Source organism: Pseudomonas kairouanensis, from assembly GCF_004682055.1.
Taxonomy (GTDB): domain Bacteria; phylum Pseudomonadota; class Gammaproteobacteria; order Pseudomonadales; family Pseudomonadaceae; genus Aquipseudomonas; species Aquipseudomonas kairouanensis.
Window position 1 is genome coordinate 58538 of sequence record NZ_QUZU01000011.1, and the last position, 15567, is coordinate 74104.

Sequence of the window (15567 nt, forward strand, 5' to 3'; positions counted from 1 at the left end):
CGTCAGGAGCTTTTCGGCGCGGGGAATGCGGCTTGGATATTGGCGTCAATGCTGGCTTTCACGCCCTGGCCATCGGGCGTTGCGCCGGGCCCGCCGCCGTTGTTCAGGTGCAGCACGCCGCCGGTGTTGAACTCGGCGTCGCCGCTGGCGTAGAAGCTGATCTGCACCCCGGTGAGGTTGATCTGCCCGCTGGCATTCAACTCCAGGATGCTTTCGCCACACACCAGGCGCAGGTTTTCGCCCACTTCGATGACGTAGCTCTGGCTGATGCTGTCGGTCTTTCGCTGGCCCACCGAGAGGATGTCTTCCTGCTTGACGATGCGCAGGCGGTTGTTGCCGATGGTCACCGTCTCGTTGTGGCCGATGCTCTTGTTGCGGTCATGCCCCACCGAGTGGCTCTCGTCCACCTCCACCACGATGTCCTGGTTGCGCTCGGCGTGGATGTACAGCTGCTCCAAGCCCTTCTTGTCCTCCATGCGGATTTCATTGAAGTTGGCCGGGGTGCCGCCTTTGCTGGAGCGACTTTTCATACCACTCTGGGTGGCGTTTTCCGGCAGGTCGTAAGGCACGGTCTGCTCGGCGTTGTACACCCGCCCGGTGATGATCGGCCGGTCGGGATCACCTTCCAGGAAGCTTACGATCACTTCCTGGCCGATCCGCGGGATCTGCATCGAGCCCCAGTTTTTACCCGCCCAAGACTGCGACACACGAATCCAGCATGAGCTGTTTTCGTTGGACTGGTCGTGACGGTCCCAGTGGAAGTGCACCTTTACGCGGCCGTATTGGTCGGTCCAGATTTCTTCGCCTTTGGGGCCGACCACCAGGGCGGTCTGCGGGCCTTTGACAATGGGCCGGTGGGTAGTGGCCAGCGGGCGGAAGCTTTGCTGGGCGTCGATGCAGGTGAGGCTGCTTTCGAACTGCGCCGAGCCTGACCCGCCGCCGCTTTCCAAGCTTTCCTGGGTGATGTAGTAGCGGGTGCCGACGATCAGGTATTCGCGGTTCTGGTCCTGGCGGCTGAAGCCGGTGAGGCTGAACAAATGCCCCGAACCCAGGCCCCGTGCATTGCCGCTGAATTCGATCTGCTCATGCTGGGTGTGCAGGGCTTCGATGCGGGTGCGGGCGTAGTGTTCGCCGTCCTCGCTTTGCACGTAGGTGCCGGGGTAGTCATACAGCGGGTAATCCCCGGCGGTGTGCTCGCGGGGCATGGCCGAACGCACGTCGATGCGGGCGCTCGGGCGCTGAAAGTCGTAGTCGTTAAGCTCAAGCGAACCGGGTTGGACGTTACGCGCCAGATGCCAATGGTGCATATGGTCGCGCTCGCGCTGCTGCTCGTCCTTGGGGTAATAGGGGATCGACGCGTAGCCGGGCACTGTGGTGTGGGCGCCATAAGCGTCGGCCAGCACCAGCACATGGCGGTCTTGTTCGTGACGGAAGAAGTAGTAGATGCCTTCCTGTTCCATCAGGCGGCTGACGAAGTCGAAGCTGGTCTCGCGGTACTGCACGCAGTATTCCCACTCGCGGTACGGCCGGCTCAAGGCGTCTTCAAAGTCAGAGAAACCCAGGTCGCGAAACACCTGCTTGATGATCTGCGGGATGCTCAGGTTCTGGAAAATCCGGCAGTCCGAGGTGCGGCTCAGCAGCCACAGCCACGGGCGCAACGTCACTTGATAACTGGCGAACTGGCCCTGGTCGATGTCCTGGCTGCAACGGGCGACGATGCCGTGGAAGTGCCGCTCGCCACCGTCTGCCAGCTGCACGCCCACGCTCATGGGTTTGCCGAGCAACTGGTTGAGGTCGATGTTGGCGTCCAGGGACGTCAGTTGCAGCTCGTAGTTGAACAGCCTGCCCAGCTCCTCACCGCCGCCCATTTGGTTGAGCAGCAGCACATCCGGCCCGAGGGGGCTGGTGATTTTGGCCAGGCGTGAGGCTTGGTTGAATAGCATCGATTAACCCGTAAATGTCGTTATATCTGACGAAACCGCATCCAATGTGGGAGGGGGCTTGCCCCCGATAGTGGTGAATCAGCCACCGGATGCGTCAACTGACACTCCCTCATCGGGGGCAAGCCCCCTCCCACATTTGAACTGTATTTCTTCAGATCAATCGGCGTCGCTGAAGGCGTAGTGCAATTCGTTATCCCGGCTACTGATCCGCACCCCCGCCAACGCCTTGCCCTCCAGCATGCGCGTGAGGAACTCACGGCTCATGTCCGGCAGCAGGCTGTTGGTGAGGATGGTGTCGATCATGCGCCCGCCGCTCTCGGTCTCGGTGCAGCGCGAAACGATCAAATCCACCACCGCGTCGTCGTAGTCGAAGGCCACCTTGTGGGTGCTCTCCACACGCTTCTTGATGCGGTTCAGTTGCAGGCGGGTGATCGCCTTGAGCATCTCGTCGTTCAGCGGGTAGTAAGGGATCGTCACCAGACGCCCCAGCAGCGCCGGCGGGAAGATCTCCAGCAGCGGCTGGCGCAGGGCCTTGGCGATTTCTTCCGGCTCCGGCACGTTCGCCGGGTCTTTGCACACGCGGGAGATCAGCTCGGTACCGGCGTTGGTGGTCAACAGGATCAGGGTGTTCTTGAAGTCGATCACCCGGCCTTCGCCGTCTTCCATCACGCCTTTGTCGAACACCTGGAAGAAGATCTCGTGCACGTCCGGGTGGGCTTTTTCCACCTCGTCCAGCAGCACCACGCTGTAGGGTTTGCGCCGCACGGCTTCGGTCAGCACGCCGCCTTCGCCGTAGCCGATGTAGCCCGGTGGCGCGCCCTTGAGGGTGGACACCGTGTGGGCTTCCTGGAACTCGCTCATGTTGATGGTGATCACGTTCTGCTCGCCGCCGTACATGGCTTCGGCCAGGGCCAGGGCGGTTTCGGTCTTGCCCACGCCGGAGGTGCCGGCGAGCATGAACACGCCAATCGGCTTGCTCGGGTTGTCGAGGCCGGCGCGGGAGGTCTGGATGCGCTTGGCGATCATCTGCAAGGCATGGTCCTGGCCGATGATGCGTTTTTTCAGGTGCTGGTCGAGGTTGAGCACCGTCTCCAGTTCGTTGCGGGCCATGCGGCCCACCGGGATGCCGGTCCAGTCGGCGACCACCGAGGCCACGGCCTGGTAATCCACGGTCGGCAGGATCAGCGGGGTTTCGCCTTGCAGGGCGCTGAGGCGCTGTTGCAGGTCCACCAATTGGGTGCGCAGCGCATCGTTGCCGCTATCGACCACGCCTGCGGTTTCGCGCAAGGTCGCGCGGGTGGCGAGCAGTTCGTCCACCAGGGCTTTCTCTTCGGCCCAGCGGGTTTCCAGGGTAGCCAGACGCTCGCGTTCAGCGCTCAACAGCGCCTCGCTGTTGGTTTGCCGCGCACCAATGGCAATGCCGATGGCATGTTCGCGGGCGATGATCTGCAGTTCGGTTTCCAGGGCTTCGATGCGACGGCGGCTGTCGTCCACTTCCGCCGGCACGGCATGCAGGCTGATGGCGACGCGGGCGCAGGCGGTGTCCAGCAGGCTCACGGATTTGTCCGGCAATTGACGCGCCGGGATGTAGCGGTGGGACAGCTTCACCGAGGCTTCCAGGGCTTCGTCGAGGATCTGCACCTGGTGGTGCTTCTCCATGGTCGAGGCCACGCCGCGCATCATCAGCAGCGCTTTGTCTTCCGAAGGCTCAGCGACTTGAACGACTTGGAAGCGGCGGGTCAGGGCCGGGTCTTTTTCGATGTGTTTCTTGTACTCGGCCCAAGTGGTGGCGGCCACAGTGCGCAGGGTGCCACGCGCCAAGGCCGGCTTGAGCAGGTTGGCCGCATCGCCGGTCCCGGCAGCGCCACCAGCACCCACCAAGGTATGAGCTTCGTCGATAAACAGGATGATCGGTTTGGGCGAGGCTTGTACGTCTTCGATGACCTGGCGCAGGCGCTGTTCGAACTCGCCTTTCATGCTCGCGCCGGCTTGCAGCAGGCCCACGTCGAGGCTACGCAGTTCCACGTCCTTGAGCGCTGGCGGCACGTCGCCGGCGACGATGCGCAGGGCGAAACCTTCGACCACGGCGGTCTTGCCCACACCCGCTTCGCCGGTGAGGATCGGGTTGTTCTGGCGGCGGCGCATGAGGATATCCACCAGTTGGCGGATCTCTTCGTCGCGGCCCACGATGGGGTCGAGCTTGCCGCTGCGGGCCTGTTCGGTCAGGTCCACGGTGAAGCGCTTGAGGGCTTCCTGCTTGCCCATGGCACTGGGCGCCATGGCGCCGCTGGCTTCGCCCGGAACGGCTCCGGCGTTAAAACCGTCGCTGGCGCTCAGGGCGTTTTCCGGCGAGTCGCCCACGTATTCGTCAAAGCGTTCGCTCAGGGCTTCGGCCTTGATCTTGTCGAACTCCGACGACAAGCCCAGCAGCGCATGGCGCAGGCTTGGTGTCTTCAAGATGCCCAACACCAGGTAGCCGGTGCGCACCTGGCTTTCGCCAAACATCAGGCTGCCGTAGACCCAGCCGCGCTCGACGGCTTCCTCCACATGGGACGACAGGTCGGTGATCGAGGTTGAGCCACGCGGCAGGCGGTCCAACGCTTCGGTGAGGTCGCGGGCCAGGCGCGCCGGCTCGACGTTGAACTGGCGGATGAGGCGGTGCAGGTCCGAGTCCTGCAGTTGCAGCAACTGGTGAAACCAGTGGGCCAGTTCCACATACGGATTGCCCCGCAATTTGCAGAACACCGTGGCGGCTTCGATGGCCTTGTAGGCCACGCTGTTGAGTTTGCCGAACAGTGCGGCGCGACTGATTTCACCCATGCTCTGGATTCCTTGAGGTGGTGGCGTGATCGGCGTAATGCCGGGCCAGGGTTAGGTCGTTGGCGTCATGCGCCGGTTGGCCGAGCCAGGTGTTGAAGCCCAGGCGGAACTGGCCGTTGAGTTGCAGCGCAGGCACTTCGGGTTGTTGCAGAACCAGGTTCAGGTCCCAGTCCAATTCGTGGCCCAGGTACTCGGCCACCCACGCCACCAGCTCGTTGAACGGCTGTTGGCCGGGCAGCATGCCCATGTAGTCGTCGAGGGTGAGCGGGCCGAGGCGGATACGGAATTTATGCTGGCGGTCCCACACATGGCTGCCCAGGCAAAAGTCCACGCCCAGGCGATTGGCGCTCACGCCCACGCGGCTGCGCTCGGGCAGTTCCAGCCATTGGCCGACGTATTCTTCGATCGCCACCGGCAGGCCGAAATACTCGCTGAGGATGGCCTTCAAACCGTCCGGGTAGCGGGTTTGCGCCGACAGGTGGCCGCTGTAATGCAGCTTGGCCGTGTCGGGGATCAGCCCCTGATTGAGTAGGCTCGGCATGCCGCGACCACTCAGGGCTGCAAGGCGGGCGGACCAGTAATCGTCGTCGGGGCGGTCATGGCTGACGGTTGGCCGCGCTTCGGCCCAGGCCCGGTAAAACAGGCTGAGCAGGCGATGGTGGAACACATCCAAAAACTGCTTGCTGGTGCTGTCGGCGTTGTTGCGCTGACGCTCGCGCACGTACTCGGTGATGTGCAGCGGCAGCGGGCCGTTGGGGCCGCCGAGGCCGAAGAAGAACTGCTCCAAGCGCGCGGGTTTGCCGTCGCCGCCGGGGTCGACCGAGGCCAGCGTGGCCGGCGCGAAGGTGCAATCGGCCTGCTGCCCCAGGCGCAGCGGGTCATCGGCCAAGCGCAGGGAATGGCCCAGGCGCGGCAGCTCTGGCGATTCACACTCGATACGCCGCAGTGCCTGGAAGAAATCGTATTCCCAGGGCTCCTGATGCATCGCATCCAGGGTATTCACAGGGTCGGCCGCCGGCCAGGCTTGGCTTTCCAGCGCATGATCTCGCCGCGTTCGGTGGTGCGGATCACCGTTTCGGTAAAGCTGTTGATCGACACGTAGCGCGCCAAGAAGCGCTCCAGCACCGCACCGAGCAGGAACACACCGGTGCCGCGAAACGCGTTTTCATCGAATTCCAGGGTGATCTCCAATCCACGGCCAAACACGATCGGGCCGGGCATCGGCAGGCGACGTGTCACGGCTTTGCTGCTGACCTCGCGCAGGCCTTCGATCTGCAGTTGCAGCGCCGCGTCGTTGCTGTCGCCGTACAGGCGCAGCAGTTCACGCAAGGCGCCGGCGCCTTGGCCCTGTTCGCTCAGCGACAGGTAGTTGAGCGACAGCTGGCTGATCAGGCGCCAGGCCTTGGCGTCGTGGGCATGGCTGGCGCGCGGGCGGCTGGGGCCGGCCACGCAGCGCACGGCCAATACCGGGGCGCTGTCGGCCAGGGTGAAGTCGGTCTTGCCATTGCCCACGCTCATGAACAGTGGCAGGTCGCGGTTGGTGCACAGCGCGGTCACGCCCAGTTGGCGCAGGTCGTGGCCGTAGGGGGCTTGACGGCTGTCCACCAGGCTGACGAAGGTTTCGCTGCCCACATAGGTGGAGCGCGGGCCGTTGCGACGCTGGTCGCTGGACAACACGCGGGGCTCGCGGCGTACCGTGTAGTAGGCCTGATCGCGGCCATAACGGGACGGGTCGCGCACCGCGTAGAACGGCAAGAACGGTTGCTCCGGCCCGGTGCCGTGACCGGTCAGGCCGCTCAATGAATGAATCTCGAAGTCCATCGGCCGCGTGCGATCAGCGATCACATGGTGTTCGTTGACCCGGTCGGACAAGTGGATGCGGTCCACACGCTTGGGAAACAGGTTGATCGCCGGGGTGCAGAACGGCAAAAACTGCGCCGCGCCGACGCTGCCTTCCAGGCTCGGCTCGTGACGATCAAACAGCACGATCAGTTCCAGTTCCTGGCCATCGCAACGCTTGACCGCACGGCTGAGCTCGGCGAACTCCACGAACAGATAGCGGTGGGGCAGGGCGAAGTATTCCTGGAGCAAGCGATAGCCCTGGAACGCCCGCGCCACCACCGGCATGGCGGCGTCTGCATCGTCAAAACCACGGGAGCGCAGGGCGTCCTGGGGCAACCGCTCGACCCAATCGCCACCCGGCTTGCGTGCGAACACCGCGCAGGCGTTGCCCAGCAGTTGCTCGTAAAGGCGGAACGGCTGCTCATCGGCGCCGCTTAGGTACAGCGGCAGGGTGTCCAGGTCGAGGCTGTTGAAGGGCAGTTCGGCGCCGGTACGCAGGGTCAGGCGCAGACCCGCCTTGGCCTTGGGTTCGCTGGCAGCCAGGCGACCGAGCACGGCGCCGGGGTTGCCGAAGTATTCGGCGTTGCTCACCTGCAACGGCCACAACGTCACCGGGTGCGCGGTGCGGTACTCGCAGCAGGTCTGGGTTTCACGGCCCAGGGCGGCACGCAGCACGGTGTCGCGGGGCAGGGGGAAACCGCTGGCAAGCGAGCCTTCGTCCGGGTCGGTCTGCAACTGCACCACGGTCATCGACGGCGTGGGCGCCAGGTAGTGCGGGTAGGCGATTTCCAGCAGGTTGTGGGTGAAGGTCGGGTACTCGGCGTCGAGCTTGAGTTGCACACGGGCCGTGAGGTAGGCAAAACCTTCGAGCAAACGTTCGACGTACGGGTCGGCGCAGTCCATGCCGGACAGGGTCAGCCGACTGGCGATCTTCGGGTATTCCTTGGCGAACTCGGCGGCGCTTTCGCGCACGTGGTGCAGTTCCTGGTTGTACAGCTCCAGCAGGCGCGGGTTCATGGGCGTCTCCGCTGGTCGGCATTGACCACGCGTACATGGCCGGACTCCAGGTCCAGGTCGGTTTGCAGCAACAGGCGCAACGGCACCGGCTGCGCCCACAGGTCGCCTTCGATCTCGAAACTCAACGCGTTATGGTTCATCTCGCCCTGGCCCACGCGCGTCTTGACCCGCAGGGTATGGCGCAGAATACGTGGTTCAAAGGTGGCGATGGCCTGGTAGATCAGCGCTTCGAGGGCCTTGATATCCACGCTGGACACACTGTTGCCCGCCAGCGCCGGCAGGCCGTAGTTGACCACCGAAGTACCGGCCGGAGTGTGCAGCGTGGCATCGGCATCCAACAACGACGTGGTGTTGAGCAGCCACGCCAGGTCACGCAGCACCGAGGCTTTCAATTGGGTCAGGGACAGCACGCGTTTGTCGGCGCTTTCCTTGGGGTTGGTTGGATCGTCATCGGTCAACCGGTCCAGCAGGGACGGTTGCAGACGGTCGCGGGAAGCGATTTCAGTGACCACCAAAGCAGCTCCACGGACGGGTTGCGAGAGGGACAAAATGCAGGCGGCCGTGGCGCAGAACCCAGGCCGCCAAGGCTATCAGCGCTTGGTGTTGGAACGGATATTCCAGCCAAACTTGATCGCGCCGCCGTCTTTGGTGCCGTCGGCTTTCTGCGGCTGGTAGTCGACCATCACTTGGGCGAAGTTCAGGGTGACGTTTTCGGTGAGGCGGTCATCGGAGCCCGAACCGCCGGTGCTCAGGGACGTAACCAGCACTTCTTCCAGGTTGATCACCATGTACTCGACCTGGCTTTCACCACCGGCCTTGCGCACGGTGAGCTTGACCTTGTCGATGTGCTTGCCGCTGGCGCAGTGCATCATCAGGTTCGGCGAGGCTTTGTCGACGTACTTGGTCAGCGACAGGTCCTGGATATTCACCTTGCCAGCGCCACCACCACCGCCTACGTGCATGTTGCCGGACTGGGCCATGCCCCAGCTCCAGTTGAGCACGTCGATTTCGTCCTTGTGGGCCTTGTCCATGGACTCGCCCTTGATGTCGCCGATCTTGATGAAAATATCAACAGCCATGTTTTCTCCCTGTGTGGCCAGAGCCACTGAATGTGTTGACGTCGCCGACCCCTGTAGGAGCGAGCTTGCTCGCGAAGGTCGTCAACGATGACGCGGGCACCCTGAATGTGCGCGGCGTCTTTAAGGTTTTCGCGAGCAAGCTCGCTCCTACAAGGAGCGAGCCGGTCCCGATTATTTAGGCGCTTTTAGCCGAAGGCAGCTTCGATACCAAACGCAGCGACACGGTCAGCCCTTCCAGCTGGTAGTGCGGGCGCAGGTAGAACTTGGAGTTGTAGTACCCCGGGTTGCCTTCGACTTCTTCCACGATCACTTCGGCAGCGGCCAACGGGTGCTGGGCCTTGGTGGTTTCGGTGGAGTGCGCCGGGTCACCGTCCACGTAGTTGAGGATCCAGTCCTGCAACCAGCGCTGCATCTCGTCCTTCTCTTTGAAGGAACCGATCTTGTCGCGCACGATGCACTTCAAGTAGTGAGCGAAACGGCAGGTGGCGAACAGGTACGGCAGGCGCGCGGCCAGGTTGGCATTGGCGGTGGCGTCCGGGTCGTCGTATTCGGCCGGTTTTTGCAGCGACTGGGCGCCGATGAACGCGGCGAAGTCGGTGTTTTTCTTGTGCAGCAGCGGCATGAAACCGTTCTTCGCGAGTTCCGCTTCACGGCGGTCGCTGATGGCGATTTCGGTCGGGCACTTCATGTCCACGCCACCGTCATCGGTCGGGAAGGTGTGGGCTGGCAGGTTCTCGACTTCACCACCGGACTCCACGCCACGGATGCGCGAGCACCAGCCGTAGTGCTTGAACGAACGGTTGATGTTCACCGCCATCGCGTAGGCGGCGTTGGCCCAGGTGTACTTGGAGCTGTCGGCGCCGTCGGTGTTTTCTTCGAAGGCGAAGGCTTCCACCGGGTCGGTCTTGGCGCCGTACGGCAGGCGCGCCAGGAAGCGCGGCATGGTCAGGCCGATGTAGCGTGCATCTTCGGATTCACGCAGGGAGCGCCAGCCGGCGTATTCCGGGGTGGTGAAGATCTTGGTCAGGTCGCGCGGGTTCGACAGCTCTTGCCACGAGCCCATGCCCATCACGGTCGGCGAGGCCGCAGCGATGAACGGGGAGTGCATGGCAGCGCAGACTTTGGACAGCTCGCCCAGCAGTTCCACATCCGGTGGCGACTGGTCGAAGTAGTAGTCGCCCACCAGGCAGCCGTAAGGTTCGCCGCCGAACTGGCCGTATTCTTCTTCGTACATCTTCTTGAAGATCGGGCTCTGGTCCCACGCGGTGCCCTTGAATTTCTTCAGGGTCTTGTGCAGGTCCGGCTTGGAGATGTTGAGCACGCGGATCTTGAGTTGCTCATCGCTCTCGGTGTTGTTGACCAGGTAGTGCAGGCCGCGCCAGGCGCTTTCCAGCTGCTGGAAATCCTGGTGGTGGATGATCTGGTTGACTTGGGCTGTGAGCTTGGCGTCGATGGCGGCGATGATCGATTCAATCGACTTGATCGCGTCGTTGGACACCAGGTCAGTCTGGGCCAAAGCCTGTTCGGCCAGGGTGCGCACGGCGGTTTCCACGGCTTCGCGGGCACGCTCGGTCTTGGGCTTGAACTCTTGCAGCAGCAGGTTGGCGAACTCGCTGGCTTCTTCGGTTTGGGTGCCGAGGATCTGGCTGCCTTCGCGGGCGGTATTGTCCGTCATGATTACTGGTCCCCTACAGGCTTGGGCGCGCTGGCAAGTGCTTGCAGCAATGCCGGGTCCTTGATCGCCTTCATGATGATTTCTTCAGCGCCGGTCTTGCCGTCCATGTAGGTCAGCAGGTTGGCCAACTGGGTGCGGGCTTCGAGCAGTTGGTTGAGCGAATCAACCTTGCGCGCCACGGCGGCGGGGCTGAAGTCGTCCATGCTTTCGAAGGTGATGTCCAGGCTCAGGTTGCCTTCGCCTGTCAGCTCGTTGGGTACGTGGAAGGCTACGCGCGGCTGCATGGCCTTGAGGCGCGAGTCGAAATTGTCGACGTCCACTTCAAGGAACTTGCGGTCGGCCACGGGCGCCAGCGGCTCGGCGGGCTTGCCGGCGAGGTCGGCCATGACGCCCATCACGAAGGGCAGCTGGACCTTTTTCTCGGCGCCGTAAAGCTCGACGTCGTACTCGATCTGCACTCGAGGCGCACGGTTGCGCGCGATGAATTTCTGAGAACTTTGCTTCGCCACGTTGCTGCTCCTGGTCGCTTGAGCGACGGTGTTGTTACTGGACTGCCGGACGCCTTATTCGTCGTCCGGGCCGCGCAGGTTTTCAAATTGGGACATGCCGTCGGGAATCAGGTTGCGCACGATGGCCGCGAAGTCGGCGTGCACCAGATGCTTCGCCCGGTTCAACAGCACCGGCAGCGGGCTGGAAGGCTCGTGCCGGGTGTAGTACGCAAGGATCTTGTCGAGGCTGCGCAGCACGTCATCGCGGTTGGCGATGTCGCCCACCGGGCGGGGTGCTGCGGGGGCAGCGGCGTATTCGACCGAGGGGGCACTGTCTTCACTGACGGCCTCGGGAACATCACTGCCGGGGACTGCTTGATTGAGAATGTGCAGCGCCTGCTTGAGCGGTTGCTTCAAGGCACTGAGGTCCACGCCCTGGGCGGAACCGACCTGTTCGTTGACCTGCTGCTCGATGGCTTCGCAGGCCGCCCGCGCGGCACTCAAGGCGTCGCGGGTGGCTTGCAGGTGCTCGGGGTCGCTGTCGAGGAACGCGGCGTTGAGCTGCTGGGCGCCGAGTTGTTCATCGGCAAAACTCTGCAAACCGCTGGCGTTGAGCGCCGCACGCAGGCTCACGGGGCCGAAGGTGCGCGAGCGCGTGAGGATGCTTTCGCGCAGCAGGCGAATGTTGGTGTCGCAGGTCAAGCCGGTGAGGGCGTTGATTCGCACAGTAGGGTCGTTATCGTCGTCGGCGTCCAGGCGCGGGTGCAGATCGGCCCAGTAGTCGCGCAGCAACGCATTGATCAGCGAAAGGACTTCGGCAAGTCCCGCCACACCCTGCAGGGCCAGCGAGCTTTGCACCAGAAAATGGGTGATGCGCAGGTCTTTGCTGCGTTGCAACAGGTCGAGACTTTGCTGCTGGATGCTGCGCCATTCCGGTGGTTCGGCAGGCAGGATCGAGTCGCCCATGCTGCGCTCGGGCTGGCCCTTGGCGGCACGCTCTAGTTGGAGAAAGTCCGCGTCATATTCCATGTCTTCACCACACGGCGAAGTCGCGGAAACGGCGGTGAGCAGCAACGGCACATCCACTGAAATTGATCTCCCTATCAGCCCGTTAGATGGCGGGCAATTCATGCATTAGTTGCGTAATGAACTTTGCATGTTTTCTCGGTCATATAAGCAAGATGCCACTACTGTGCCACCACTGCTGTCTGAGAAGTTGTGCATTTTTGGTGTAGTAGTTGGGCCTTGTCAAGGTAAGCTATTCGCCCTCTGTGACAGATGTGCGGTGCTTAACAACCTGCGCGACTGGTGGGTCGAACGGCGCACCGGGACAGGATTTTTGTCATAGAACCCAGTTAAGATCAGCGATCATGCAGGAAAAGTCAGGTTGTAGCGGGTTGTTGCGCGACCTGATGGGGATTTCCCGGGAACCACGGCCCCGGAAATCGCTCGCGTGCGAAGTATCAGCAAGGAGGCAAGATGTCGCTGTGTTTGACTATCACTAGTTATCACAAGATTACCCCTGGGCAATGCCCCGAAAAGTCCATGAACCTGGGCTCGATGGCGATTGGCCGCAGTTCTGATAATGACTGGGTATTGCCTGATCCAGAGCGTCTGGTCTCCTCGCAACATTGCGTTATTCAATACAAAGACGGTCGTTACTATTTAACCGATAACAGCACAAACGGTGTGGAGTTGGTTAAAGCCGGTATTCGCATGCGCCGGGGTAATAGCGAGCTGTTGCAAGATGGCGAGTTGATCCGCATCGGTGATTACGAGATTCAAGCGCGTATCGACTTCAATGTGCAGGCCATCGACAGCCAGGCGTTTGCAGCGGATTCGCCCAACAGTTTCGAGGCGTTGATGGGGGCCGTGGCCAGTCCGCAAACGCCCACCCCTGTGATCGCACCGCAGTTCCACGGGGCTTCGTCGATGGACACCCTGCCGGACCTGTTCGACTTCCTCGGCCCTGCCGTCGTACCGCCGCCCACCGTGGCCGATCACGTGCCGGCCGAGCAGCATGACTTCCGCCCGCCGACCCCGGTCGCCGTCGAGAAGCCTGGGGTGTCGGCGTCGGTGATTCCCGAAGATTGGGACCTGTTTGGCGATGCGCCAACCCCTGTTGCGCCACCGCAGGTACCGGTCATTGAACCGCCGCCTGTGGTCGAGCCCGTGCGCCCCGTGGCAGACCACCAGCAACCCGATCTGCTGCAAGCCTTCTTGCGCGGCGCCGGCCTGGATCAACTGAGCCTGGACAAAGCCCAGGCAGAGGCCCAGATGGAAAACATCGGCCGCAGCTACCGCCTGATGGTCGAAGGCCTGATCGATGTGCTGCGCGCCCGTGCCAGCCTCAAGGGCGAATTCCGCATGCAGCAGACGATGATCCAGCCTGCTGAAAACAATCCGTTGAAATTCGCCCCCAATGCCGACGAAGCGTTACTGCTTTTGCTTCGCCACGGTAACCAAGCGTTTATGGCACCCGACGCGGCAGTGCGCGACAGTTTCAACGATTTGCGCGCCCACCAACTGGCGGTAATGGCCGGGGTGCAAGCGGCGATCAAACACCTGCTCACGCGCTTTGAACCAGCGCAGTTGGAAGAGCGCATGGGCAAGCCGGGTGGGCTGTCGAGCCTGTTCAATGGCTCGCGCCAGGCCCAGTACTGGCAGCAGTTCACCGAGCTCTACAGCAATATTTCCCGCGAGGCCCAGGAAGACTTCCAGGACCTGTTCGGCCGCGAATTCAGCCGAGCCTACGAAGACCACAGCGCCCGGCAGCGGCGCTGACCCGCAACACATGGATTAACGGATAGCTAAGTACGTCATTGAGGACGCAGGATGATTCCCAGGTTTTTACTCGCAGTTGCCACGCTGCTTCTGCTGACGGCGTGTGCCAGCGACGCAGCCAAGCCGCAGGCGGCAGCCGAAGCCGAAGCGGACACCGCCGCCATCGAGTTGCACTTTCACGCCATCGATGGGCTTAACCCCGGCGCCAATGGCCAGGCCGCCCCGGTGCGGGTGCGCATTTTCGAGCTGAAGAACGCTGCCACTTTTGCCCGCTCCGATTACTTCTCCCTGGCGGATCGCGCCCAGTCCACCCTGGGCCTGGACCTGCTGGACCAGGACGAAGTGGTGGTGCAACCCGGCCAACAACTGAGCATCCAGCGCGACCTCGACCCGTCCACCCGCCAGATCGGCCTGCTGGTGGGCTATCGCGAGCTGGACCGCGCCCAATGGCGCACGGTGCTTACTGTGCCGCCGCGCCAGTACACCGAATACCAGATCAGCCTCGATGTGCGTGCCGTGCGCGCCGACGTCGTGGTTCCCCCATCCAGCCCTGCCCAATAAGAAGCAATCGGAGCCCCCATGTCCTGGAACAATCGCGTGGTCTGGTCGGAAGGCATGTTCATCGGAACGCAGCACTTCCAGCAGCATGACCGTTACCTGGAAAACCTGATCGACGCCCGCAGCCGTCCGCTGTCCGCAGGCGCCTGGGGCTTTTCTGAATTGCTGATCGACCAGGGCCTGTTGGCCCAGGGCAAGCTGGCGATTGTGTCGGCGCGCGGCCTGCTGCCCGACGGCACACCGTTCAATATCCCCCAGGATGACCTGGCGCCGAGCCCGCTGAACATCGACGACAACCTGCGTGACGGCCTGGTGTACCTGGCGCTGCCGCTCAAGCGCGCCGGTGCCCGTGACACCGTGGACGAAGGTGAGGCCCTGGAAGCGGCCCGCTACGTGAGCCAGGTGCGCGAAGTGCGCGACGACAACGCCCCGTTCGAAAACCGTGCGCCGGTGGCCGTGGGCTCCCGGGCCCTGCGCCTGTTGACCGCCCAGGATGGCATCAGCGATTACGCCGCCATCGGCCTGGTGCGCATCAAGGAAAAACGCGCCGACCGTGCCTTGGTGCTCGACGACACCTACATCCCGCCGGTACTGGACGTGGCTGCGAGCAAACCACTGACAGCGTTTCGCAGTGAATTGCTGGGCCTGCTGCATCAGCGCGGCGAAGCCCTGGCCGGTCGCGTGGTTGCCTCTGGCGCCGGTGGCGCTTCGGAGTTTGCAGACTTCTTGCTGCTGCAACTGGTCAACCGCGCCCAGCCGCTGATCCAGCATTTGAGCCAGTTGAGCCCACTGCACCCGGAGCGTCTTTTCAGTGAGCTGGTGAGCATGGCCGGCGAGTTCTCGACCTTTTCCGCTTCGGCTCGTCGCCCCCAGGAATACCTGCAGTACCAGCATGACGACCTGGCCCTGAGCTTCGCTCCGGTGATGGCGGCGCTGCGCGAAGCCTTGTCGATGCTGATCGACAGCAAGGCCACGCCCATCCCGATCGTGGAGAAAGCCTACGGCATTCACGTCGCCATGCTGGCCGACAAAACCCTGCTCGACAACGCCAGCTTCATCCTGGTGGTGCGCGCCGATGTGCCGGGCGAAACCCTGCGCGCGCGCTTCGGCCAGCAGAGCAAGGTGGGTTCGGTGGAGCACATCCGCGACATGGTCAACCTGCAACTGCCGGGCATCAGCCTGCAGCCATTGCCGGTGGCGCCGCGCCAGATCCCGTACCACGCCGGCAGCACCTATTACGAGCTGGACCGGGGCAGTGAGCACTGGCAGCAACTGAACAACTCCGGCGGCTTTGCCTTCCACATCGCCGGGCAGTTCCCGGGTTTGAACCTGGCCTTCTGGGCGATCCGAGGATAATCCGC

The 15567-nt window shown here is 62.9% G+C and carries 12 protein-coding genes; 3 read left to right on the forward strand and 9 right to left on the reverse strand.

Annotated features, from left to right (window positions below; translation table 11 throughout):
• Nucleotides 1-2: 2 nt before the first annotated feature.
• The 9 genes from DYL59_RS11450 to tssA form a co-directional block, all read right to left on the reverse strand.
• The gene (locus DYL59_RS11450) at nucleotides 3-1943 is read right to left on the reverse strand and encodes a type VI secretion system Vgr family protein (protein ID WP_135289287.1); all 1941 of its coding nucleotides are present in this window, start codon (nucleotides 1941-1943) and stop codon (nucleotides 3-5) included.
• Between the two features lie 156 nt (nucleotides 1944-2099).
• Nucleotides 2100-4763, reverse strand: a complete 2664-nt coding sequence (gene tssH / locus DYL59_RS11455) for a type VI secretion system ATPase TssH (RefSeq protein ID WP_135289288.1) — start codon at nucleotides 4761-4763, stop codon at nucleotides 2100-2102.
• Nucleotides 4756-5799 carry a type VI secretion system baseplate subunit TssG gene (gene tssG / locus DYL59_RS11460; RefSeq protein ID WP_135289289.1) on the reverse strand — a complete coding sequence of 348 codons (1044 nt, stop codon included), beginning with the start codon at nucleotides 5797-5799 and terminating at the stop codon, nucleotides 4756-4758. Before tssG ends, tssH begins: the two co-directional genes overlap by 8 nt.
• Nucleotides 5763-7622 (reverse strand): type VI secretion system baseplate subunit TssF, encoded by a 1860-nt coding sequence (tssF, locus tag DYL59_RS11465; protein ID WP_135289290.1) that lies wholly within the window; start codon nucleotides 7620-7622, stop codon nucleotides 5763-5765. The genes tssG and tssF overlap by 37 nt, the downstream gene beginning before the upstream one ends.
• Nucleotides 7619-8134: a type VI secretion system baseplate subunit TssE gene (gene tssE, locus DYL59_RS11470; protein ID WP_135289291.1), complete on the reverse strand. Its 516-nt coding sequence runs from the start codon at nucleotides 8132-8134 to the stop codon at nucleotides 7619-7621. Before tssE ends, tssF begins: the two co-directional genes overlap by 4 nt.
• Nucleotides 8135-8212: 78 nt before the next feature.
• Nucleotides 8213-8701 carry an Hcp family type VI secretion system effector gene (locus DYL59_RS11475; protein WP_017735732.1) on the reverse strand — a complete coding sequence of 163 codons (489 nt, stop codon included), beginning with the start codon at nucleotides 8699-8701 and terminating at the stop codon, nucleotides 8213-8215.
• Nucleotides 8702-8876: 175 nt separating this feature from the next.
• Nucleotides 8877-10376, reverse strand: coding sequence for a type VI secretion system contractile sheath large subunit (gene tssC, locus DYL59_RS11480; RefSeq protein ID WP_135289292.1), 1500 nt, complete (start codon nucleotides 10374-10376; stop codon nucleotides 8877-8879).
• Between the two features lie 2 nt (nucleotides 10377-10378).
• Nucleotides 10379-10885, reverse strand: a complete 507-nt coding sequence (gene tssB, locus DYL59_RS11485; RefSeq protein WP_135289293.1) for a type VI secretion system contractile sheath small subunit — start codon at nucleotides 10883-10885, stop codon at nucleotides 10379-10381.
• Between the two features lie 54 nt (nucleotides 10886-10939).
• Complete coding sequence (gene tssA / locus DYL59_RS11490) at nucleotides 10940-11950, reverse strand: type VI secretion system protein TssA (protein ID WP_135289294.1); 1011 nt, start codon at nucleotides 11948-11950, stop codon at nucleotides 10940-10942.
• Nucleotides 11951-12343: 393 nt separating this feature from the next.
• Here tssA and tagH point away from each other — a divergent pair, with 393 nt between their 5' ends.
• Genes tagH through tssK form a run of 3 tightly spaced genes read left to right on the forward strand, consistent with a single transcriptional unit; the run spans nucleotide 12344 to nucleotide 15562 of the window.
• On the forward strand, nucleotides 12344-13648 hold the full coding sequence (tagH, locus tag DYL59_RS11495) for a type VI secretion system-associated FHA domain protein TagH (protein WP_135289295.1): 1305 nt from the start codon (nucleotides 12344-12346) through the stop codon (nucleotides 13646-13648).
• Nucleotides 13649-13699: 51 nt separating this feature from the next.
• The gene (gene tssJ / locus DYL59_RS11500; RefSeq protein WP_135289296.1) at nucleotides 13700-14209 is read left to right on the forward strand and encodes a type VI secretion system lipoprotein TssJ; all 510 of its coding nucleotides are present in this window, start codon (nucleotides 13700-13702) and stop codon (nucleotides 14207-14209) included.
• An 18-nt stretch (nucleotides 14210-14227) separates the two neighbouring features.
• The gene (gene tssK / locus DYL59_RS11505) at nucleotides 14228-15562 is read left to right on the forward strand and encodes a type VI secretion system baseplate subunit TssK (protein WP_135289297.1); all 1335 of its coding nucleotides are present in this window, start codon (nucleotides 14228-14230) and stop codon (nucleotides 15560-15562) included.
• The last annotated feature ends 5 nt before the right edge of the window (nucleotides 15563-15567 follow it).

What these genes read in the sequence shown, in the direction of transcription:
- DYL59_RS11450 (WP_135289287.1), bottom strand. Translation starts at nt 1,943, where the DNA reads ATGCTATTCAACCAAGCCTCACGCCTGGCCAAAATCACCAGCCCCCTC.
- tssH (WP_135289288.1), bottom strand. Translation starts at nt 4,763, where the DNA reads ATGGGTGAAATCAGTCGCGCCGCACTGTTCGGCAAACTCAACAGCGTG.
- tssF (WP_135289290.1), bottom strand. Translation starts at nt 7,622, where the DNA reads ATGAACCCGCGCCTGCTGGAGCTGTACAACCAGGAACTGCACCACGTG.
- DYL59_RS11475 (WP_017735732.1), bottom strand. Translation starts at nt 8,701, where the DNA reads ATGGCTGTTGATATTTTCATCAAGATCGGCGACATCAAGGGCGAGTCC.
- tssC (WP_135289292.1), bottom strand. Translation starts at nt 10,376, where the DNA reads ATGACGGACAATACCGCCCGCGAAGGCAGCCAGATCCTCGGCACCCAA.
- tagH (WP_135289295.1), top strand. Translation starts at nt 12,344, where the DNA reads ATGTCGCTGTGTTTGACTATCACTAGTTATCACAAGATTACCCCTGGG.
- tssJ (WP_135289296.1), top strand. Translation starts at nt 13,700, where the DNA reads ATGATTCCCAGGTTTTTACTCGCAGTTGCCACGCTGCTTCTGCTGACG.
- tssK (WP_135289297.1), top strand. Translation starts at nt 14,228, where the DNA reads ATGTCCTGGAACAATCGCGTGGTCTGGTCGGAAGGCATGTTCATCGGA.